At 58.3% G+C, this 21,488-nt stretch carries 16 protein-coding genes and 1 pseudogene; 8 read left to right on the forward strand and 9 right to left on the reverse strand.

Features of this window, described 5'->3' with window-relative positions:
• On the reverse strand, positions 1 to 1,670 hold a 1,670-nt coding region (locus ATJ93_RS22265; protein WP_120246897.1), incomplete at its 3' end, for an archaea-specific SMC-related protein.
• Between the two features lie 67 nt (positions 1,671 to 1,737).
• A pseudogene (locus ATJ93_RS22270) lies at positions 1,738 to 2,391 on the reverse strand (IS6 family transposase).
• A gap of 433 nt (positions 2,392 to 2,824) precedes the next feature.
• Here ATJ93_RS22270 and ATJ93_RS22275 point away from each other — a divergent pair.
• Positions 2,825 to 3,499, forward strand: a complete 675-nt coding sequence (locus tag ATJ93_RS22275) for a hypothetical protein (protein WP_120246858.1) — start codon at positions 2,825 to 2,827, stop codon at positions 3,497 to 3,499.
• Positions 3,500 to 3,508: 9 nt separating this feature from the next.
• Here the strand turns inward: ATJ93_RS22275 and ATJ93_RS22280 are convergent, their stop codons facing one another.
• Genes ATJ93_RS22280 through ATJ93_RS22295 form a run of 4 tightly spaced genes read right to left on the reverse strand, consistent with a single transcriptional unit; the run spans position 3,509 to position 7,927 of the window.
• A complete protein-coding gene (locus ATJ93_RS22280; RefSeq protein WP_120246859.1) occupies positions 3,509 to 4,369 on the reverse strand; it encodes a carbohydrate ABC transporter permease in 861 nt (286 codons plus the stop codon).
• Positions 4,369 to 5,394: a carbohydrate ABC transporter permease gene (locus ATJ93_RS22285; protein WP_120246860.1), complete on the reverse strand. Its 1,026-nt coding sequence runs from the start codon at positions 5,392 to 5,394 to the stop codon at positions 4,369 to 4,371. Before ATJ93_RS22285 ends, ATJ93_RS22280 begins: the two co-directional genes overlap by 1 nt.
• Positions 5,391 to 6,587, reverse strand: a complete 1,197-nt coding sequence (locus tag ATJ93_RS22290) for an ABC transporter ATP-binding protein (RefSeq protein ID WP_120246861.1) — start codon at positions 6,585 to 6,587, stop codon at positions 5,391 to 5,393. The genes ATJ93_RS22285 and ATJ93_RS22290 overlap by 4 nt, the downstream gene beginning before the upstream one ends.
• Positions 6,588 to 6,589: 2 nt before the next feature.
• Entirely contained in the window at positions 6,590 to 7,927 is a 1,338-nt protein-coding gene (locus ATJ93_RS22295) for an extracellular solute-binding protein (RefSeq protein ID WP_120246862.1), read from the reverse strand.
• A 131-nt stretch (positions 7,928 to 8,058) separates the two neighbouring features.
• On the opposite strand from ATJ93_RS22295, the gene melA reads away from it, so the two are divergent.
• From melA to ATJ93_RS22315, 4 genes are all read left to right on the forward strand, one after another.
• Positions 8,059 to 9,366 carry an alpha-galactosidase gene (gene melA, locus ATJ93_RS22300; RefSeq protein WP_120246863.1) on the forward strand — a complete coding sequence of 436 codons (1,308 nt, stop codon included), beginning with the start codon at positions 8,059 to 8,061 and terminating at the stop codon, positions 9,364 to 9,366.
• A gap of 621 nt (positions 9,367 to 9,987) precedes the next feature.
• The gene (locus tag ATJ93_RS22305; protein ID WP_170155637.1) at positions 9,988 to 10,773 is read left to right on the forward strand and encodes an IclR family transcriptional regulator; all 786 of its coding nucleotides are present in this window, start codon (positions 9,988 to 9,990) and stop codon (positions 10,771 to 10,773) included.
• Positions 10,774 to 10,852: 79 nt separating this feature from the next.
• A complete protein-coding gene (locus ATJ93_RS22310; RefSeq protein WP_120246865.1) occupies positions 10,853 to 12,193 on the forward strand; it encodes a sulfatase-like hydrolase/transferase in 1,341 nt (446 codons plus the stop codon).
• Positions 12,194 to 12,505: 312 nt separating this feature from the next.
• Complete coding sequence (locus ATJ93_RS22315; RefSeq protein ID WP_120246866.1) at positions 12,506 to 14,497, forward strand: beta-galactosidase; 1,992 nt, start codon at positions 12,506 to 12,508, stop codon at positions 14,495 to 14,497.
• A 239-nt stretch (positions 14,498 to 14,736) separates the two neighbouring features.
• Here the strand turns inward: ATJ93_RS22315 and ATJ93_RS22320 are convergent, their stop codons facing one another.
• From ATJ93_RS22320 to ATJ93_RS22330, 3 genes are all read right to left on the reverse strand, one after another.
• A complete protein-coding gene (locus ATJ93_RS22320) occupies positions 14,737 to 16,020 on the reverse strand; it encodes a Coenzyme F420 hydrogenase/dehydrogenase, beta subunit C-terminal domain (RefSeq protein ID WP_120246867.1) in 1,284 nt (427 codons plus the stop codon).
• 268 nt (positions 16,021 to 16,288) lie between these two features.
• The gene (locus tag ATJ93_RS22325) at positions 16,289 to 16,717 is read right to left on the reverse strand and encodes an acyl-CoA dehydrogenase (RefSeq protein WP_120246868.1); all 429 of its coding nucleotides are present in this window, start codon (positions 16,715 to 16,717) and stop codon (positions 16,289 to 16,291) included.
• Positions 16,717 to 17,709, reverse strand: coding sequence for a ParA family protein (locus ATJ93_RS22330; protein ID WP_120246869.1), 993 nt, complete (start codon positions 17,707 to 17,709; stop codon positions 16,717 to 16,719). Before ATJ93_RS22330 ends, ATJ93_RS22325 begins: the two co-directional genes overlap by 1 nt.
• Before the next feature lie 668 nt (positions 17,710 to 18,377).
• Here ATJ93_RS22330 and ATJ93_RS22335 point away from each other — a divergent pair.
• The 3 genes from ATJ93_RS22335 to ATJ93_RS24640 all read left to right on the forward strand — a co-directional run bounded on the left by ATJ93_RS22335 (position 18,378) and on the right by ATJ93_RS24640 (position 21,488).
• A complete protein-coding gene (locus ATJ93_RS22335; RefSeq protein ID WP_120246870.1) occupies positions 18,378 to 19,406 on the forward strand; it encodes a Cdc6/Cdc18 family protein in 1,029 nt (342 codons plus the stop codon).
• A gap of 288 nt (positions 19,407 to 19,694) precedes the next feature.
• Positions 19,695 to 20,303 carry a GNAT family N-acetyltransferase gene (locus ATJ93_RS22340; protein WP_120246898.1) on the forward strand — a complete coding sequence of 203 codons (609 nt, stop codon included), beginning with the start codon at positions 19,695 to 19,697 and terminating at the stop codon, positions 20,301 to 20,303.
• A 234-nt stretch (positions 20,304 to 20,537) separates the two neighbouring features.
• On the forward strand, positions 20,538 to 21,488 hold the full coding sequence (locus ATJ93_RS24640; protein WP_120246871.1) for a hypothetical protein: 951 nt from the start codon (positions 20,538 to 20,540) through the stop codon (positions 21,486 to 21,488).

The following is a 21,488-nucleotide window of genomic DNA, read 5'->3' on the forward strand; positions in this document are numbered from 1 at the left end:
TCGCGGACCGTCTGGCCGACGCGTTCGATCCAGATCCGGTCGATGTTCTCGTACTCGAGAATCTCGAGGACGGTGTCCATGTGCTCGTTAAACGACTCGACGGCCTCGCGCTCGATCCGGTCGATCCGGGTACGCAGGTCCTCGAGTTCGTCGCGGATCTCCTCGCGGCGAGCCTCGAGGTCGTCCTGCTCCTCGAGGGCCGATTCGATCTCCTCGATCTCCTCGGTCGTCGTCTCCAGCTCCCGCTCGAGCCGCCCCAGCGAGAACTCGAGTTCGTTGGCTCGCTGGTTGAGTTCCAGCAGGCTCTCCTCGTCTCCGTCCTCGTTTTCCTCGGGTTCGGCCTCGGCCTCCAGCTCCGCCGCCTCATCCTCGAGGGCGTCGATCTCGGTTTCCAGTTGTTCCTGGCGCTCGGTTAGCTCCTCGAGACGGCCCTCGCGGCGGTCGATCTCGTTCTCGACATCGGCCAGCCGGTCACGGAGCTGGCGGCGTTTGCGTTCGGTCTGTTCGATCTCCCGGCGGTCGGTCCGCAGCGATTTGATCCGCTCCTCGAGATCGGTGCGCTCGCTGCGTTTCTGCTCCTGAAGCGAGCGCAACCGCTCGATCGTCCCCTCGATCTCACTGCGCTGGACCTCACTGCCGCAGGTCCAGCACCGCACCGTCTCCTCGTCCTCCTCCTCGAGGAGGGCGTCGGTGACGGTGCCGTCGGAACTCGACCCCGACGCGTCGTCGCCCTCGGCCAGTAACTCCCGGATTTCGGGGTGGGAACCCTCGAGCATCTCCTCGTTGAATTGGACGATGCTCTGAAGCTGGTTGACGACAGTGTCGATCGACTGGGACTGGCGCTGGAGGCGGTCGATCTCCTCATTGATGGCCTCCTGATCCATCGCGTCGGACTCGGAGAGGGCGTCGCGCTCGGCTTTGATCCCCTCGCGTTCTTCGCGCAGCGCCGCCAGGCTCTCCCGTTCGGTCTCGAGGTCGAAGCGGACGTCCTCGAGTTCGGAGCGGCGCTCGCGCAGTTCCTCGAGCTTTTCCTCGAGTTCGTCGGATTCGGCATGCTGGTCGTCGGCCTCGGCTTCGGTCTCCTCGATTTCGGCCTTGACCGCCTCGAGTTCGGCGCGTTTCTCCTCGATCTGGTTTTCGATGTCGGTGCGCTGGCGCTCGAGGTCGGGGAGGTCGCGTTTGAGTGACTCGAGGCGCTCGAGTTCGTCGGTGATCTGGTCTTTTTCGGCGGTCAGCTGGGCGATTTCAGCTTCGATTTCGTCGGTGTCGACCGGCTGAAGCATGATCTCGCGGAGATCTCCTTCTGTCGTGACCGTGCGTCGGGCCGGGTTCGACTCGAGTAGGAAAGCGAACAGTTCGGCCGGTTCCGGATCCTCGAGATAGGGGTCACCGTCGGTGACGACGGTGTTGCCGGCCCGTCGCAGCTGTCGTGTGTATGTTTCGCCGTTGAGCTCGAGTTCGACTTCACCTTCGTCGGCGTCGGCCTTGAGAGATGCCGATTCGCTCCCGAGAGCAGCCATAAACGCCTGCAAAAGCGAGGTCCGGTTGGTCGCGTTTCGCCCTGTGAGAACGGAGACTCCATCGTCGAGTTCGACGGTTGTTTCACTTATTCCGCCGATATTCCGCGCCCGTAACTGCGCCTTTTGAAAGAGGGAGTTCTGCGAAGTCATTGTAAGATTGATTCCTACTCGAGTAATAAAATTTCGGCGTTAAAAAGCGTTACCTGTAGGTCACTACCTAATTCTGCACCTCCTCAATTGGCACAGTTCGTTGAGATCTTGATTCGGTCTTTGGCGGTTATAGTAATTCACTGATTGTTCAATATACTCTCGGACGCTCGCCCGACTGCCAATTCACAAATTACGGAAGCGGTCTATACGTATCTTGAGGGTATGAAACCCTCTTCCATGAATTATCGGTCGGTATAGTTTATCGATTGATTAGTCAGATGGCCAAGTTGATCAATAAGAAACTTAGACCCGAAGAAATCGTGTTTCTCTCGGGTTTTCTGCAGTTACATAGTCACCATATTATTTATATATAATCAAATAATGAGACATCGAGAATCAACTTTGTCACCGAGTATTATTGCACTATTTAGCCAATATTACTCGCCACTGATCTTGACAGTGGTTCCGTCGACAGCGACCCGCAACGGCGACGCTGTCGGCGGGTCGCGTCCGCTGTCAGCCAGCCGATGCACCAGTTCCAAACCGCTCCGTAAGAGCGTTCAACGCCTAATTCAGCGAGAATCGTTGTTTCCTCCCGAAGCAAACAATCGGTCTGATGGAGATGGACGGCAAACGCCCTGATGGGCGTCGCTGTCCGCTCGTTCTCCCAAACTTCTTCTAGATCCACTTCGTAGCTCCCGCTAAGCAGGTTTGCGGGCATCCTAACCACTTCACTCAATGACCTGCTCGTTTCTCAAACTGGCTCGACTAGACATTGCCACAACATCGAATGTTCCGTCGATAACACTGATTACCCGTTGAAAATCCTTGACGACGACAACTATCGATCCCAAATGACCTATAATATATTTTATTAACCTATATTTTTACTATTTTTAAATAATTTTATATATGGAAAATACTTCTAAAGCGTGGCTAAAAGATCCCGCTGTCCGACACGGCTCACGCAAAATTAACGCAGCCCCGGTAACGTGCGTGTTGCTTGCGTCTCTCGTGAGCGGTACCCAAATCGGTGACTCGAAAGGGGACGGGCGGAATCACGAGTACCTCTGAGAACGATCGGCCGTGACCGATCGTCGGCTGCCAGTTCGAACACCGCTTGTTTTATTTTGGGAGCCACCAGTACGTCGGTAATGCCAAAAGATTGGCCAAGTCCCATCGCGACTGGACTAACGTGGGCTCGGGTCCTGTACGCCGAGTTTCTCACCGTTATCGTTATCTGCCTTCTGGCGATAGTAGCGTCACTACCGCTCGTGACCGTCGGGTCGGCCATTCTCGCGTCTGTCGACGTGCTGACGACGGTTATCACCCGTCGCGACACAGGTGCACCGCCTTCCGAGCGGGCCCGTGCTCGGCTGTTCGTCGAGGCATTCAAGCGGAACCTTCAGGCGGGGATGCCATTCAGTTTCCTCCTGATCGCGGTCGGCGGAGTGACGGCGTTTTACTACGTCGTTGGTGGGGCGCGTCAGCAGGGAGGGCTGCTTTTGCTTGCGCTCCTAGGGATGTACGGCGTCATCTGTATACTCGCGTTGGCGTATCGGGTCGGGAGTTTCCGGGCACGCACTTCATCGCCGCCGTCGACGGTCGACACACTTCGGATGGCCGGTCGCTCCTTCGCAACGCCCCTGTCATACACGGTACTTTGGCTAGTTTCCATCGCCGGACTCCTCGCGATTGCGACCGTCTCGCTGATACTAATTCCCTTGACGATGTTCGGTGTCCTCGCAGTCGGCGAGGTCGTCGCCTTCGAAGAGGTAGTGGGCGAGGGAGCAAAATCCGTTGCGCCTGAAACAGGTATAGAGCGGTAAAGGGGTCTATTACCCCTTCATGCCGCTGAGCGTCATGCCGCGGATGAAGTACCGCTGCGCCGAGAGGAAAACGGCTATCACGGGCAGCACGATGACGGCGGCGGCGGCCATCACTAGCCCCCACTCGGTGAAGTACTGATTCCGCACCGTGAACAGCGCTACCGGGAGCGTGTACATCGACCTGTCGCTTGCGATGATCAGCGGCCACTCGAAGTTCTTCCACGTGGTCACGAACGTGTAGATGCCGAGCGTGGCGAGTGCAGGCTTCGCGAGCGGGAGGTAAACCCTGTAGAACGTTTGGAACTCGTTGCATCCGTCAATCTTCGCGGCATCGCCGAGTGCGGACGGGAGATTCTTGAAGTGCTGGCGCAACAGGAATATCCCGAGGGGATTCGCGATCATCGGCGCGATCAGCCCCTGGTAGGTGTTCACCCAGCCGAGGTTAGACAGGAGAATATACACAGGGATGAGCGTCACCATCGCGGGGACCATTATCGTCGCGACGAAGAGCAAGAACAGCTTCTCGCGACCGACAAACTCGATTTTAGCCAGGGCATACCCGGCAAGGCTGTCGAACACGAGGTTGAACGCAGTAACGGTGCCGGCGAACAAGATGGTGTTGAGGAACCACCTGCCGACGGGCTGAGTCGCGAACAGTTCCTCGAAGTTTGCGAGTGTCACGCTCTGAGGAAGCAGCGAGACACCTCCCGCGGTCGGGTCCGCGCTCAGCGCAGTCGACACCATCCACCAGAACGGAAGCGACCAGAGCAGCGCGCCGAGCGTGACGGACCCGTACAAAAGTGTCGTCTTCGACCAGTACCGAATACCGGATCGCTCGTAGCCCGGATACTCGTAGTTCGATTTCGGCATCAGTAGCTCACCTCCTCTTGCTGTTCAAGACGGTACCGGAAGTAGCTGAACACGAAGACGACGGCGAAAAGCAGGAACGCCATCGCCGTCGCCCGCCCGAAACTGCTCTGGACGAACGCCGTCTCGTAGATCAGGACGACGATAGTCGTCGTCGCGCGGGCCGGACCGCCCTCCGCGAAGGCGAGAGCGATTCCGAACACCTGGAACGTCCCGATGATGGCGAGAACGGTCACGAAAAAGTGCGTGTTCCGAAGGTTTGGCCACGTCACGTGACGGATCCGTTGGAGTCCATTTGCCCCGTCGATCCGCGCTGCTTCGTACAGCTCGTCCGGGATGTTCTGGAGCCCGGCGAGATACAGTATCATGTTGAACCCGATCCCGCCCCAGAGCCCAATGAGCATCAGGGCACCGAGCGCAGTATCGGGGCTGTTCGCCCAGCCGTAAGCAAGCCCCAGCGGCCGGAGGAACTCATTGATGACGCCGTTCTCGGAGAGAACCCAGCGCCAGATGACACCACTCGCTGCTGCCGACAGCATCACCGGGAGAAAGTAGGCAGCGCGGTACACCTTCTTCCCGCGGATACGACTGTCAAGTGCGAGTGCCACAAGGAACCCGCCGACGATCTGGACCGGTACTACGACCGCCGTGTACAACACCGTGTTGCGCACGGCGAACCACCAGAGGCTGTAGGAAGGGCTGCTGAGCGACGCCCAGTCGTTCGCCCACGGCCACGGTTGGAGGATATCGGCGTAGTTCCCGACCGGGAGCCTGACTCCGTATATTTCCGTCCAGTACAGCTCGCCGGTTCCCAAGAACAGGTTCCACTCCTGAAACGAGAGCACGAACGCGTACACGATCGGCCCAAGCAGGAACATGGTGAACGCGACGACGTTCGGAATGACGAAGAGGAATCCGGCGAGGTTGTTCTCCTCGGTCGGCCGGTCGACGAGGTTGCTCAGCGCCGTCCGGATCGACGTCCCGAGGCGACTGGCCGACAGTTCGTCGGACTCTGACGGCGTGCTCATCGATTCTCACCGGTTCCCGATCCGTCCGTGAGAGCGTTCCCGCCCGAGTTCGACCGCGACCCGATGACGCCCGTCGCCGTCTCCTCGGTTCGAGTTCGGTTGAAGACGGTCTGGCCAGTCTCGCCGTCAAAGGCGTGGACGTGGTCCGCGGGGAGTGTGACTCGGACGCGGTCCCCTTCTCGCACGCGCTGTCCGCCTGCGACGGTCGCTACCACCTCGCCGAGTTCGTGGTCGAGATGAAGGACGTTCTCGTTGCCCATCGGCTCGACGATGCTTGCGGTGAACTCCGTCGTCCGTGGGCCTGGTTCCTCGGTGAGAACGACGTCCTCGGGTCGGATACCCAGCGTAAGCGAGTCCCCGCGCAGGTCGCGGTCAAGCGCCTCGCGCTGTGCGTCGGTCGGTTCGTACGTGAATCCCGGGAGCTGAATGTTCTCGCCGTCGAAGGTAGCTTCCAAGATGTTCATCGACGGCGACCCAATGAACGTGGCGACGAACTCGTTCGCCGGCTCGTAGTACATTTCCATCGGCGTGCCCACCTGTTGGAGTTCTCCGCCGGCAAGAACGGCGATGCGGTCGCCCATCGTCATCGCTTCGGTCTGGTCGTGGGTGACGTAGACGGTTGTCGCCTCCAGCTCATCGTGGAGTTCCTGAAGCTCGGTTCGCATCTGCGTCCTGAGCTTCGCATCGAGGTTACTCAGCGGCTCGTCCATCAGGAACACCGCAGGGTCACGAACGATGGCCCGGCCGAGGGCAACTCGCTGCTGTTGGCCACCGGAGAGCGCCCGTGGTCGTCGGTCGAGCAGCTCGCTGATGTCCAACAGCTCTGCCGCCTCCTCGACGCGACGCGTTATCTCCTCGTCGTCGAGGTCGGTCGTCATCTTCAGCCCGAACCGCATGTTCCCGGCGACCGTTTTTTGCGGGTAAAGCGCGTAGTTCTGAAACACCATCGCAATGTCGCGATCCTTCGGTTTGACGTCCGTAACGTCGCGGTCTCCGATGTAAATATTCCCTTCGCTCACCGTTTCGAGTCCGGCGATGGTGCGGAGCGTTGTCGACTTCCCGCAACCGGATGGGCCAACGAGGACGAGAAACTCGCCATCACGAATGTCGATCGAGAGATCGTCCACGGCCACGATGGTGTCGTCGCCGCTGTCGAAGCGCTTCGTCACACCGTCAATAGTCGTTTGAGCCATCGTCAGAGTTCAGAGTTGATCTGGCGCTCGGCGTCGGTCATCGCGGTTTCGGGGTCTTTGTCACCGGTCAGAACAGCCTCCGCTTCGTTCATGATCGTGTCGAGGATCATCGGCGTCTGCGGTCCGAACACCATCGGGTGGGCGACGTCGCCGAGGTCACCCAACCCGGAGAGCAGGTGCCGGTCATCGTAGAAGTCACGATCCAGAAGCGACTGTCGTGACGGGAGCGCCGTGCCGGTACTAACCCAGTCCCACATGCCCTCCTCGTCGGTGAGCGCCTTGATCAGGCCAAGAGAAGCATCCGGAGCATCCGTGTTCGCGGAGGCCGCCCATGCGGTCGTGAATGAGATGGTGGCTTCCTCGCCGCCTTCTGGGATGGGCATCCCCACCTCGGTCGCCTCATAGAGGTCGCTGTACTCCTGTTCAAGTGTAGACACGGACCACGCACCGGTCATTGCCATGCTGATCGTTTCCGCGTCCATGGCGGGTGGTGCCCACGTCGAATCAAGGTCGCTGCCGTAGATTCCGGCGAGGTCGTCCTCGACGAGGTCGTTCAGGAACGCCATGGCCTCGACGGCCTCCTGTGATCCGACCACCGCTTCGCTGCCGTCCTCAGAGAGGACGTTCCCGCCGTTCTGCAGGATAAGTTGAATGAGCGTGTTTCGGGGCTGGCTCCCGACCGCCATCGGGTAGTCCACGTCAGTCGACTCACCGATTGCTTCAAGGACGCTCCGGAGCTCGCTCCAAGTCTCCGGTGCGGACACGCCCGCTTCCTCCAAGTGGTTCGTATTGTAGAAGAGCCCAACCGGCGTGAAATCCTTCGGGATCCCGTAGACTGAGCCCTCGTAGGTGAACGGCTCGAGCAAGTTATCGAGGATGTCGTCCAAGTCGTAGTCGTCGGCGTCTCGCAGATCGGACCCGACCGAGAGGAGCGCGCCGTTCCGCATGAATGTCGGCGCCTCGTCGGAGATCAGGTAGAAGACATCCGGCTCCTCGTTTCCGGCGAACTGCGTCTGGAGGTTTTGCGAGTACTGATCGTAAGGCGTGTTCTGGTACTCGACCTCGACACCCTCCGCCGAATTCCCGTAGCTGTTCAGGATCTCCGTGACTATCTCGCGTTCGACCCCCTCGCCCCAACTGGCGGCGGTTAAGGTCGTCGTTTCGCTGGATCCTTCGGTCGCATCTCCGCCACTGGAGTCGCTCCCGTCGCCCGAGCCGGTACTACCGCCGTCACCGCTACAGCCGGCGAGACCGACCACCGCACCGGTGCCGATGAGTTTCGCGAGCGACCGCCTGCTCAGCCGAGACTGACTGCCCACAGTATTGCTGCTGTTTGTCATGGTGTGACTCTGCTCTGTATGTCTAACTAATCCTATTTATAATTTATGACGGCGGCTGTGACCACGGCTCGTGGGGCATACACTCCGTCGACACATACATTTATTAATCCTTCATTTTTAGCATTCTTTGTATGCCCCAAATCACGTTCATCGGAGCGGGTAGTATGGTGTTTGCTACCAAAATCGTCGGCGACATCCTCTCGTTCGACGAACTCTCCGACAGCACGATCGTATTGATGGACATCGACGAACACCGACTGGACCAGACGGCACGGGTTGCGGAAGCGATCGTCGAGAACGAGGGTCTCGACGCGACGGTGGAGTCGACGACCGACCGGCTCGATGCACTGGAGGACGCAGATTACGTTCTCAATATGATCAACGTCGGCGGGACCGAGCCGTTTGAAAACGAGATCCGCATCCCCGAGCGGTATGGGGTCAAGCAGGCTATCGGTGACACGATCGGACCGGGCGGCATCTTCCGGGGGCTCCGGACGATTCCAACGATGCTGGACATCGCAGGCGACATGGAGGAAGTATGTCCCGATGCGCTGTTGTTGAACTACACGAACCCCATGTCGATCCTGTGCCAAGCGATGTTCGAAGCGACCGACATCGAAACGGTCGGCCTCTGCCACAGTGTCCCCCACACCGCCGAGGCCATTGCCGACTACGTCGGTGTTCCCGAAGACGAACTAGAGTACTGGGTCGCCGGCGTTAACCACGTCGCGTGGTTCCTCGAGGTGACACACGACGGCGAGAGCCTCTACCCAGAACTCCGCGACGCCGGCGACCGACCCGAGACTTACGACCGAGACACGGTTCGCTTCGAGATGCTGGACCACTTCGGCTACTTCCCGACCGAGTCCTCTCATCACATGTCTGAATACGTCCCGTACTTCCGTACCGACGAGACGACGATAGAAGCGATGACGGGTACCGATTACGCTGAACGGATGCCAACCGCGACGTACCTTGAGGGGTGGAAGGAACGCTCCGAGGAACGCGACGATCCGGACCTGAACGTCGATCTCGACGAGGTTAGCGCCGAGCGGTCGGAGGAGTACGCATCGCGACTCATCCACTCCCTCGAAACAGACACCCCCCGTCGGTTCAATCTCAACGTCAGCAACGAGACGAACGCGATTGAATCGCTACCCGCGGACGCTTGCGTCGAGGTGCCCGTCCTCGCCGACGGGACCGGTATCCACCCGTGTTCAGTCGGCGAGCTCCCCAAATCGATCCGGACGTTCCCACAGCAGCACACAGCCGTCTACCAGCTTGTCGTCGAAGGCGCGTTGGAGAATGATCGTGCGAAGGTGCACCGCGCGGTCAAACAGGACCCGCTGACCGCCGCACAGCTGACACTGCCGGAGATTCACGAGATGACCGAGGAACTGCTGGCGGCCAACGAACCGTATCTGCCGCGGCTTGAGTGAGTTCCCGAAACCGGAGTTACTCCAGCGAGGCTGTGTTCATCTTCGACGCGTGGCGGCTAGCACGGCGAGGAGCGTTTGCGAAGAGGTACGTCGCAGCACCCAAGAAACGCTGTTAGTAGATTTGTTCACAATGCATGAACAATATATGTGGTCGCGACGATTTCTCGTGTGGCTCGCACCGCTGGTGACCTGGATGGCCAATTAGAAATTACAAACATACGTGTGTAATACAACTCTCGGATTTGGGCCGTAAACTTCCTGGCGGACGGGGAGACAGAGTGATGCGTCCACAGTCGTGTGATCAGATGAGGAATACATCTCCTTTCGACATTAAACCACCCATCATATTAAATCAAACTAACTGGCGTGCGTATCGTTCATATCACCAAAAGAGAGCGGAATAGCGTACACCTCCCCTCATATATGCGGTTCGAAACGTTCGCTCGAACACGGCCGCCTTCCGTGTTGAGTGGCGATCCGGTCTGTCCATGGTGTGACGTCCCCATCTAAACGGCCGCGTTCGAGAAGTTAGACTGTCGTCGCTCGGAACCTGACGTCGAGTTCCTACATAGTTCACGATGTATGAACAACTTTTTCCGTGGCGGGGCCCCAACGGATGGTATGCCAAGGCCAACTGTCCGCGATCCGAGCGACCTCAGCACGCCAGTTGCACGGACGACCGTGACGAGCTTCAGGATCATCGACGCGATGGCCGGTCGGACGTCCGTGGGCGTCAGCGAACTCGCGGACGAGCTTTCGATTCAAAAAGGGACCGTACACAAACATCTCTCCACGCTCGAACGGGTCGGATATGTGGTCAAAACGGGTCGCAAATATCGACTGAGCGTCGGATTTCTGGAACTGGGTGCGAGCGTGCGCGCGAGAATGACCCTCTACAACGTAGCTCACGGACCACTGAAGAAACTATCTGAGGCGACCGAGAAGACGGCAAGCATCATGATCCGCGAGGGGAATTGGGGTGTGTACCTGACGCGAGTCGTGAGCGAAGAGCACACGCAGACGGAGCTGTTCGAGGGAGAGCGAGTCCCTCTTCCCGCTACCGCCGGGGGAAAGGCGATACTGGCGTACCTCTCGGCGGACGACCGCAAAGCCGTCTTCGACGAGTTCGTTCCGTCCGAGTATACCGAGAACACGATCAGCGACAGGGACGCGCTCGACGCCGAGTTACAGGCCGTACGGGATAACCGCCTGGCACACGACAGGGGCGAATACGACAGCGATCGCCACTGTATCGCGGCGCCGATCACGGATAGAGACGACGACCCTGTCGGCGCGGTCACCATCTCGGGACCGGCCGAACAAATGCGAGAGGAATCGTCTCAGTATGACTTCTCGAGTATCGTCGCAAGCACCGCGACCTCCATTCAGAACAAGGTGCTCCAATGACGCCCATGACGACGGTCCGCCGGACAGAATGGCGTTGGACCGAACCGATGAGTCGATCTGTACCGGGGGGTGCTGCCTGATGTCCCGAAGCAACCGCCCCAACGTACTCGTGGTGCTCACCGACCAGCAGCGGTGGGATACGCTCGGCGTCTATGATTCGCCGATGGACCTGACCCCGACCCTCGACCGCCTCGGGGCGGAAGGAACCGTCGTCGAGCAGGCTATCACGCCCCAGCCCACCTGTGTCCCGTTCAGGGCCGCCTTCCAGACAGGACGGTTCGCGACGGAGACGGGTGTGTGGCGCGAGGGGTTAGAGCTCGACGACGATGTTCGGACCCTCGGGCACCGGTTCGCCGACGCGGGATACGACGTCGGCTTCGTCGGCGGATGGTACCTCTCCGGGGCGTTCGAAGAGCCCGTCTCGGAAGGGTCGCGGGGCGGATACACTGACTTCTGGCGGGCCGCCGACGTACCCGAGTTCACGTCGCACCCAGAAGAAGGGTACCTCTACGACGAGGCGGGCGACCGAGTCACCTTCGACGCATATCGAACAGATGCGTTCACGGAGTTCGGGATCAAGGGGCTGGACGCCCTCTCGGAGCCGTTTTTCTTAGTCGTCTCGTATCTTGAGCCGCACCACCAGAACGATATGTGGTCATTTGTCGCCCCCGAGGACTACGCGGAACGCTACGGCACCGACCCGTGGATTCCGGGCGACTTGAAGTCGAGCCCGGGCGACTGGTACGGCGAGCTTCCCGATTACTACGGGATGGTCAAGCGACTGGACGAGGCGGTTGACGATCTCCTCTCCGCGCTCGAGGAGCGGGGCATCCGGGACGACACCGTCGTCGCGTACACGTCCGACCACGGGTGTCACTTCCGGACCCGACCAGGGGAGTACAAACGGACGCCGCACGAGTCGGCAGTCCGTGTCCCCGCGATCCTCGCCGGACCGGGCTTCGATGAGGCGCACAACGTGGAGCGCGTCACTAGTCTCCTCGACCTCCCTCCGACCCTCTTGGAGGCGGCGGGACTCACACCGCCCGACGAGATGCACGGAGACAGCCTGCTTCCCGTGATACGGGGTGATGAATCAGACGAGGACGGTCTCGCGTTCGTCCAGATCAGCGAGTCGCAGATCGGGCGGGCAATCCGGACGGACCGGTGGAAGTACGCCGTGGCGGCGCCGAAGCTCAACGGCTGGCGCGGCGGCAACGGCGACCCGGCGAGCGATACGTACGTGGAGCGGTACCTCTACGACCTCTACGAGGACCCGTTCGAGCAGGTGAACCTTGCGGGCCGTCCCAACTACCGCGACACCGCAGATCGACTTTCCCGCAAGCTACAGGAGTGCCTCACCGATATCGAGGGGGAGACTCCGACGATCAGACAACTCGACAGAGGTTTCTCCGAGTACTGATCCACCGCGTCCGTCCCGACCCCCGTCGACGGTGCTGTTGCGAGTCCCGTTCCAGCGGGCGGGGCTGCAAACGAATCGAGAGGCTGTTTCACAAAAACGGAGCGGGGCGTACGAAACCGCTATTATGTATTCCGCGGTACGCTGTTGAGCCGACGTCGCGTTGAGGTACAGTCGGGGCTCTGGATCGACCGATGTACAATTCCCGATGGCGGCAGTCGACCGACGGTCACGCCGAGAGTCGAACGCGCGGAGCGGTCTGCGATCGGCATTACCGAGGCTTTTTATCGTAGTACTTAGACGATAACTCACACTATGTCGATCGGAGTCTGTTACTTCCCCGAGCACTGGCCGCGGGAACGGTGGGAGACCGACGCCGCGCAGATGGCCGACGCCGGTATCGAGTACGTTCGGTTGGCCGAGTTCTCGTGGAGCATCATTGAGCCGGAGCGCGGTGTGTTCGACTTCTCGTGGCTGGACGAGGCGATCGAGGTCCTCGCAGACCACGGGCTGAAGGTCGTCCTGTGTACGCCGACCGCGACGCCCCCGAAGTGGCTCGTCGACGAACACCCGGAGATCCTCCAAGCCGACCGCGACGGCACCTCGCGGCACTTTGGCTCGCGGCGGCACTACTGTTTCAACTCGCCACAATACCGAACGGAAACACGTCGAATCGTCTCGGCGATGGCGAGCCACTACGCAGACATCCCCGCAGTCGTCGGCTGGCAGACAGACAACGAGTTCGGCTGCCACGGGACCGTTCGGTGTTACTGTGAGGACTGCTCGGCCGCCTTTTCCGAATGGCTCTCCGAGCGGTACGACGATATCGATGATCTGAACGAACGGTGGGGAACCACCTTCTGGAGCCAGCGGTACCGCTCGTTCGAGGCGGTCAACCCGCCGCGGCCGACGCCCGCCGAACACCATCCGTCGCACCTGCTCGATTACTACCGCTTCGCTACCGACAGCGTCGTTGACTACAACCGCCTCCATGTCGAGATCCTGCGCGACCATGGCGACTGGTTTATCACACACAACTTCATGGGTGACTTCGAGACGCTCGACGCGCACAAAGTTAGCGACGACCTTGACCTCGTCTCGTGGGACTCGTACCCGACGGGATTCGTCCAAGACCGGCGGTCTGGTTCCCCTTCGATGGACGAACTGCGAGCGGGCGATCCCGATCAAGTCGGGATGACACACGACCTCTGTCGAGCGACGAACAACGCCCCCTTCTGGGTTATGGAACAGCAGCCCGGAGACATCAACTGGCCGCCGCGCTGTCCACAGCCGGGCGAGGGCGCGATGCGCCTCTGGGCGCACCACGCGGTAGGCCACGGTGCGGACGTGGTGTCATACTTCCGGTGGCGACGGTGTCGGCAGGGCCAGGAACAGTACCACGCAGGTCTTCGAAAGCAGGACGGCTCCGCCGACCGTGGGTACGTCGACGCGTTGAACGCCGCCGGAGAACTCGACGCCGTCGATCCCAACCACGTGGACGCGCCGGTAGCGCTGCTTCACGACTACGAGAACTGGTGGGCCATCGACATTCAGCCGCACGCCCCCGACTTCGATTACTGGGAGCACCACCGAAGCTACTACCGAGCGCTGCGGTCTCGGGGCGTCCAGGTCGACATTGTCCACCCCGAGGCATCGTTAAAAGGGTATGAGGCCGTCGTCGCCCCGTGTCTCCACCTCGTCGACGACGACCTCGCCGCCCGCCTCACCGATTTCGTCGAGGGAGGAGGGGAACTGCTCATGGGTGCCCGGTCAGGAGTCAAGACGCCGGCGAATCAGTTACACGAGACGCTGGCTCCGGGGCCGCTCGCCGATCTCGCCGGCGTTCGGGTCGAACAACACGAGAGCTTTGCGAAGGCAACCGACCTCGCGGTCAAGTTCGACGGAGACGACTACGCGTACTCCGTCTGGGGCGAATGGCTCGCACCCGAGGAAGCGACAGTGGTAGTCGCAGAACACACGGTCGGTCCGGCTGCCGGTCAGCCGGCGATCACGCGCGCCGAACGCGGCGGCGGGTCGGTGACTTACTGTGGCATCTGGCCCGACGAGGACCTGCTTGATGCGCTCGTCACCGGACTGTTGTCGCGCGGCGACATCTATATTGGGGAACGTCTCCCAGCGGGTGTCCGACTTAACGAACGGGACGGCCTGACGTGGGTGACGAACTTCACCGGTGAGCCGCGCAATATCGACGTGGCCGACGGGGACCTCCTCGTCGGCGGCGAGACGATTGAACCGTACGGCGTCGCCGTCGTCTCCGGACCCCGATCGGCCGTGACCGTTCGGTGACTCGTCCGCGTGAAAGGACCCCGCGTTGGACGGCGTCCTCACCTGACGGTCCGGTCGAGGAACTGCTGGATGATGTCGGGTCCGCCGGTTGGCGGTCGGCAACGAGGGGGGCGGAGCCCCCCGTCGGAGGCGTGTGTTACTTCGGACACCGATTGGGAAGGGCACGACACCCTGGTAACGCGGCCCATCGCGGTGTGCTCGGATTCGATCACGTCGAGGGACAGCCCCACCGACCGGTCTCAGCTACTACTGCTCGGTTTGCCTTTGACCGATGGATCGTACGGGTTCGGATCAACGCCGTAATCGTCGGCGTGTTCGCTGTAGGAGAAGAACCGTGGCGCATCCGGATCGAACGGTCGCTCGAGCGCGTCGAACGCGGCCTTCTTGTCCCAATTCTGGAGGCCGCCGATCGCGGAGCGGTCCTCCAGGTCGTGGTGGTCGAGCTCCGGTTCGGTGAGTTCCCACATTTCCTGGCCCGCCTCCGTTCGGACGATGACACTCGAGTACTCGTCGGACGAGCCGACCGAGCCGACCGAAACGTCCGCACAGTAGCCGGTGAAATCAGCACACTCGTCACAGCCTTTCAGCGCGGCGCTGTGGAAGTTTTCGATGTCTTCCTCGAGGATCATCTCGTCGGAGTGGTCCCAGACCATCAGCTTGCCGTGAAGGATGTCCATCTTCTTGATATCTTTCGGCGGAATGTCGCGTTTCTCCTCGAGTTGTTCGCCGACGAACTTGTAGTAGTTGAAGTTCTTAGTACACATCAGCGCGATCGTGTACTCGATCGCACGGACGCCTTCCTCGTGGCTGCCGTAGTCCCACTCGAAGTCCTGCAGGGCTTCGATACCTTCGATCACACACGGCGTCCCGACGACTGCGAGATCGAGGTCGTCGAGGTCCATCTCCGGGAACGTCTCTTCGATGGCTCTGTAATCGAGGTGTTCCAGCGCCATCGTCTGGTTGTAGAACGACCCTGCGTTCTCGATACACTCCTTGGGAGTGGTTGCGATAAACGGCTCAGCCTTCCACGGCTCGTCCTCACTTTCGGTTGCGATGACCGCGCCGTCGATCTTGCCCTCCTCAAGCAGGCGAATCAGCATGGCGGTGACGACGCCACCGTCCTGTGCGTTCTCTCGCCAGTTGTCTTGGACCTTTGCGGAGTGTTCATCGATCGGGTCGCCGGCACCTTTGACGTTGTCTTCCCCGCCGGTAATCTTCCACTGGCGTTCGTATCGAAGGCCGCCACGGGGACAGAAATCCCAGCAACGCGAGCAGCCAATACACATCTTCGTTAGCGTTGGTAGTCCGTCCTCATCGGTACCGATTGTATCGACCGGACAGACGGCGATACAGCTACCACACTGGATACAGCGATCCTCCTGTATGACAGCCTGATCGAGTTCCGTAAACCAGGTTTCAGACGGTTTACTGCCCGCGTAATCGTCCCGCAACTTTGGTGTCTCGCTACCGCCGTCGGTAGCTACGTTGGATGGTTTTTTTGGGAGTGTATCGTCAGAAGTCACATGTTAGATCACCACATTGAGCCTATATCAAAATTACTGTCCGCACAGCCGGTCTCAGCTACGACACTCAGATGTAACTTCATGCAAGATATGCACCCTGAATTCAGCACGTCAGCTACAACCCACCCAACCAATGAATTACAATGATCCACTAGATAGTAGGAGTATGTTACGTTTATCTGTAACAGTTATCTGTGATCCAGAGATTTAGAGATATCTGAATTATATGTCAGACATACGTCATCCGGGGAGAATAGAAGAGAAGCCGTCAGTCGGTTAATCCATAGCCTTCGTCACGCATCAACTCAGCAACGGCCTCCGGATTTTCAAACGCAAATTTGAGCGCAAATTCTCGAGCGTCGGTCTTCGCAACTTCGCCGACATCGAGTTCGTCAGCAAGTTCATTTCGGAATTCAGATTCCTGACTGTTTACTTCCGGGCGGAGATGGACCTCAATTCGCTTATCTCGTTCATCACCGACGTTACTCCGGCGGACGAAATACGGGAACTCACGGCCGTCTGAAGAAGATTCGTCAGATGGCGTTGACTCAGTAGTGGTTCGCTCGTTTGTAGTCGTCTTTGACTGGCTGGGTTCTGGCTCGGTGTCATCAGAGGATGCGAACGGAGGTTCCGACTCTTCATCCTCCGAATCGTCGTCGCTATCACCGAAGTCGAGATTTCCAGATCCCTTTTTCATTACGCCGTCACCTCAGTTTCTGCGTCGTCGTGAACATTGAACGTGTACTCGCCTTTCCCCTCGATATCGAGCGTCAATTCCGGATCAATCTCGGCGTCGAACGTCTCAGTTGCAATGAACGCTGCGAGTTCGTAGATATCGCGGGCCGTTTCGAGTTCGCGATCGCGAAGGCGTCGTCGACCAGGTTCACTGACCATCTCACCGTCCTGTTCGAACGTTTTCCATCGTTCTTCGATGACCTTGAATGCCGAGCCGCGAGCTTCCCACATCGTATCCATCAAGCTCTCGCGGTCAGGGATGGCGACCGGAGTCTCATACGCATCAGTGTTCTTGAACTGTTTCGAGTACTGCTGGTGAGCGTTCGTCTGACCGACTCCGGACGGAACGACACAGGACAATCCAACCTCAATGTCCAGCTGGTCGCTCATGTTTGTGACGAGTTCCTCGAGGCCATCGAGACTCAGGTTGCCTTTCCCTGCCGGCTTGACCGGCGCAACGAGTGTCCGCATTGCATAGATCGCATTAAACAACAGATCCTCTGCTCGAGCGTTCGGGTCAATGAGAATCGCATCGTACTGCTCCTGGAGCTGTTCCTCGTTCCAGAGTAGATCGTAGAGCAACTCATAGCGCGGGAACTCGTCCTTACTCATGTTCTTCATACCCGTTTCATAGGCGATCTTCTGCTCGAGATTGGACGTGAAATCGCCGAGCATGTCGTGGCTCGGCACGACATCAACGCCTTCTGAGGATGTCTCAATCAGATCCTCAAAGTTACCGTCAGGCATCTCGAGAATGTGTTTCACGAGATTGTCGGCTTCGGGATCGCTTCGATGCTCCCCGACGTCGAACAGGCTCGTGAGATTCCCTTCCTGGGGGTCGAGATCGATCACGCAGACATCCAGGCCCATCCGCTCGAGACTGACCGCGAGATTCGCTGTCGTGGTCGTTTTGAACGTACCGCCGGACTCCGAGTACACGACTGCCGTTATCATATGCATTCGATACAGTCATCAATTACTTAAATCTGTACTATATTGCTATTCCAGATATCTGTTACAGTGATCTGTTTCGTGTGTCTGTAATATGGTCCTGTAATGGCGCTGTCGGGCAGTTTTCTGGTCTGTGGTGATGAAACGGAGATCTGAAGTAGCAAGGTGTCGTCTCTATGATCTCGATAGGCGGCTTTGGAGTGAAGGAATTCGATATATGATCGCCAGACTTCCGCCACAAATATCTGCGACAATCATCTGTTATAGTGATCCGTAACGGGTATCTGTAACATAATTCTGTAATGGCCCTATCAGGCGATTTCTTGATCCACATAGATAAAACGGATATCTGGAGCAGCAAGTTATTGGCACTATGATTTCGATAGATGGCTACGGAGAGAAGGAATTCGATCTATGAATTCGATGCCTCAGTCACAAAGGCCAATAACAGATAGCTGTTACAGACATCTGTAACATTACATCACATCCTGCTCCAGATGACTGGATCGAAGTTTTCTTTCCGGAAAGACCTCTGATGAGATTCTCTACGGTGTATAGTTTGCCCTCAGGAATCTATAATCCCACTACTAACAAGATTTATCGAGACTCTTTCCGGAAACGACCCAGTCACGCTTTTATGATTTGCTGGGGAAACAGGCTGTCAACAACGTATGATCCGCGATGCTCGAGTCCTTCGCGCCGGTTTCGTTCCTCGAGAAGTTGAGCATCGCGACGCCGAAGTGAACCATCTTTCGAGTGTCCTCAAACCCATCACGAACGGCGAGCCTGCTGACACGGCTATTGTGACTGGACCGAGCGGCACGGGGAAAACCTGCATCTCGAAATTCGTTACCGAACGCCTTCGCGAAGAGGTGCTCGATGTCGAAGCCACCTACGTCAACTGCTGGCGCAACTATACTCGCTTCCGGACCCTCTACCAGATCCTTGATGACTTGGGAACGACGATCGACATCCATCGCCAATCAACGCCACATGACGAACTCATCGAACGACTCCAGCAGTACAACGGCCCTCGGACCGTAGTTATCCTCGACGAGGTCGATCAACTGGAGGATCCGAGCGTTCTCTACGACCTCCACAGCCTCCCGCAGTTTGCAATCATCTGCATTGCGAACAAGGAAGAGGACTTGTTCAATCGCGTTGATGACCGTCTCGTAAGCCGACTCCGCTCGAGCGAGCACGTCCGAATGGACAAATACCACAACGAGCAACTCTACGACATTCTTCAGGCACGCACCAAGCGTGGACTCGAGCAGGAAGCCATCACAGACGAGCAACTATACCGGATCGCGGATGCAGCAGCCGGCGATGCTCGTCTCGCTATTGGTATGCTCCGATCCGCAGCAAGCAAAGCCGACCGAGAGAACCAGGAGCGGATTACCGACGATATTCTGCTCGATGCAGCGACGGATGCCCGCGCGCAGATTAAACAGCGAAGCCTCGATTCGCTTACGCCCCATCAGCAGGTCGTATACAACATTGTTCGCGATGACGGCCCGCTTGCACCGGGAGAGATCCACGAACGATACGTCGACGAAGTTGATGATCCCCGAACGAAACGAACCGTTCGGGCCTATCTCTCGAAAATGGCACAGTATAATCTTCTTGAGGCAGAGGGGACAAGCCGAGACCGTGAATACTCATTAGTCAATTCAACAGCTTCCCCCTCTGTTCAGTAGCTTTCGAGAAATCATTGCATTTGTCCTATGAACCTCTTCTTGAAAGATATTTACTGTAGGAGAATCGCTCAATACAGATGCGAACCTAACGCTACCACATCCACCAGCGATCTGTCCTGTTGATAGAATTGTGTTGGCTATCGGTCACAGGCCCTTACCGTTACTAGGTAGATGGCCGTTCACCGCGTGATTCTCCTCGTCGACGGGTGCGTGATGTCGGACGGAACGTCTGGTACTAACACACAAGCCATGAGAAAACATATCTTATTAGTTTTCAATAATCAAAGTATGCCTGGACCCGCGTTCGCATCTGGTGATAGCGTTTCTCTCCACCCTGTCGAAGAGGAAGACTACGAGTTCCTCCAGTACGGCCGCAACAACCCCGACATAAGGCGGCCGCTCGGATCTTCGACCATCTACTCCCGTGGCGATGTCGCGGAGATGGTCGAGGACGATGAGTACCGGTTTCTAGTCTGTGTGGACGAACACAGCGAATCTACAGAAGAAAGGAACAGCGGACCCGCAAGTAGTCTCGCTGAATGCACTAAACCTATGCGAGACGCAAGTCACGACCATCTCGAACCTGTCGGCGTCGTTGCCCTCCCGTGGGTGTTTGAGGACACGCAGTCAGCGTTCCTGATGTATTGGATCGCACCCGAGCATCAAGGCAACGGCTACGCCACGGAGGCGACTGAAATGCTCTTGAACTACGTGTTCCGAGAGTGTGGTTTCCACAAGGTCGCCGCGTACGTCCATGAGACGAATGATACGTCGGCGGCTGTACTGGAGTCGCTCGGCTTCCAGCGTGAGGGGACCTTGCGCCAGGAAGTGTTCTCCGACGGCGAGTGGCTCGACGAGTACCGCTACGCCGTCCTTGCCGATGAGTGGCTAGAGTGACATCGATCACAATCCTGGACGAGAACAATACAGATTTAACCAACATGTATGACTGTTGTCCCTATCTGTTGGTTAATACTTAGAACAGCCATAATTCAGGAATCGTTCTCGGAAGCGTCAGATAGGGTATGGCAAAAAGAAGATAGAGCCGTTGTACCGCCAATATAGATCTGTTTCCTGAAACAAGGAAACCACACGCTCTGGCTTATTGGAAGAGTGGCCATCTAGTCGAGTATGCTCGAGGGATCCGCGTCACCATCGAATCAGCTGGCAGTAGATCGTCCGACTCGAGGAGCAGACCGCAATCGCGATCTCGTCAAGCGAGCCGATCCAGCGACCGACGAGTTGCTTCTCCCTTCGCTCGAGAAGGGAATTACGCTCCTAGACATCAACGGGGATGGAGATGTCCCAGTTCTGCAGTCACTTGTCCTTGACCACTTACTTTTGAACGTCGGGCCCGCGTTCTGGGTCGACGCAAATAGTCACGCTACTACGACTGGACTCGCTCGAGTTGCACCGAGCCAGCGGTTACTCGATCGAATCCACGTTGCTCGAGGCTTCACTCCCTACCAGCACTATGGAGCGATCTGTGACCTCCCCACTGCGGTAAATCAGTCCATTCAGCAATCGACTGCAAAAGCGGACACGTCACGTCGGAAGGCGACTAATCGCGATGGGGAATCATCTCCGCATACCCCCTCCCTCCTTGTGGTCCCAGCAGTCGATGTACAGTACCGTGCTGATGACACACTCCGAGAAGCGCATTCAGAGACACTCCAAGCGAGAACACTCGCACGATTAGCCACCTATGCTGAGGGATACGATATCCCGGTTCTCGTTACCCGCAGTAAGCGAGACGAATTCACGGCGCCGATCGCGACAGTTGCCGACCACCATCTGAAGTGTGAACAGACCCGAATGGGACCACGGTTCGTCGGTGAGGAGTTCGAGACGCTTGTGTATCCGGTCGACGATGGCGCATACTATCAGACGACGTTCGCGTATTGGCAGCAGCTGCTTGGTGCTCGAGCGAAGCAGCTTGGTCTAGAGCCGGCTACCCCCTCGACGTCATCGGAACGTGCTGCAAGTATCGGGACAGGTGTAACTGCTGGCGGAGAGACGGCAACGCTCACTGCGAATCCACTGCTCGACGCGTGGACTGCTGCTGATACGGGAGGGCGATAA

This window comes from Halopiger aswanensis, from assembly GCF_003610195.1.
Lineage (GTDB): Archaea > Halobacteriota > Halobacteria > Halobacteriales > Natrialbaceae > Halopiger > Halopiger aswanensis.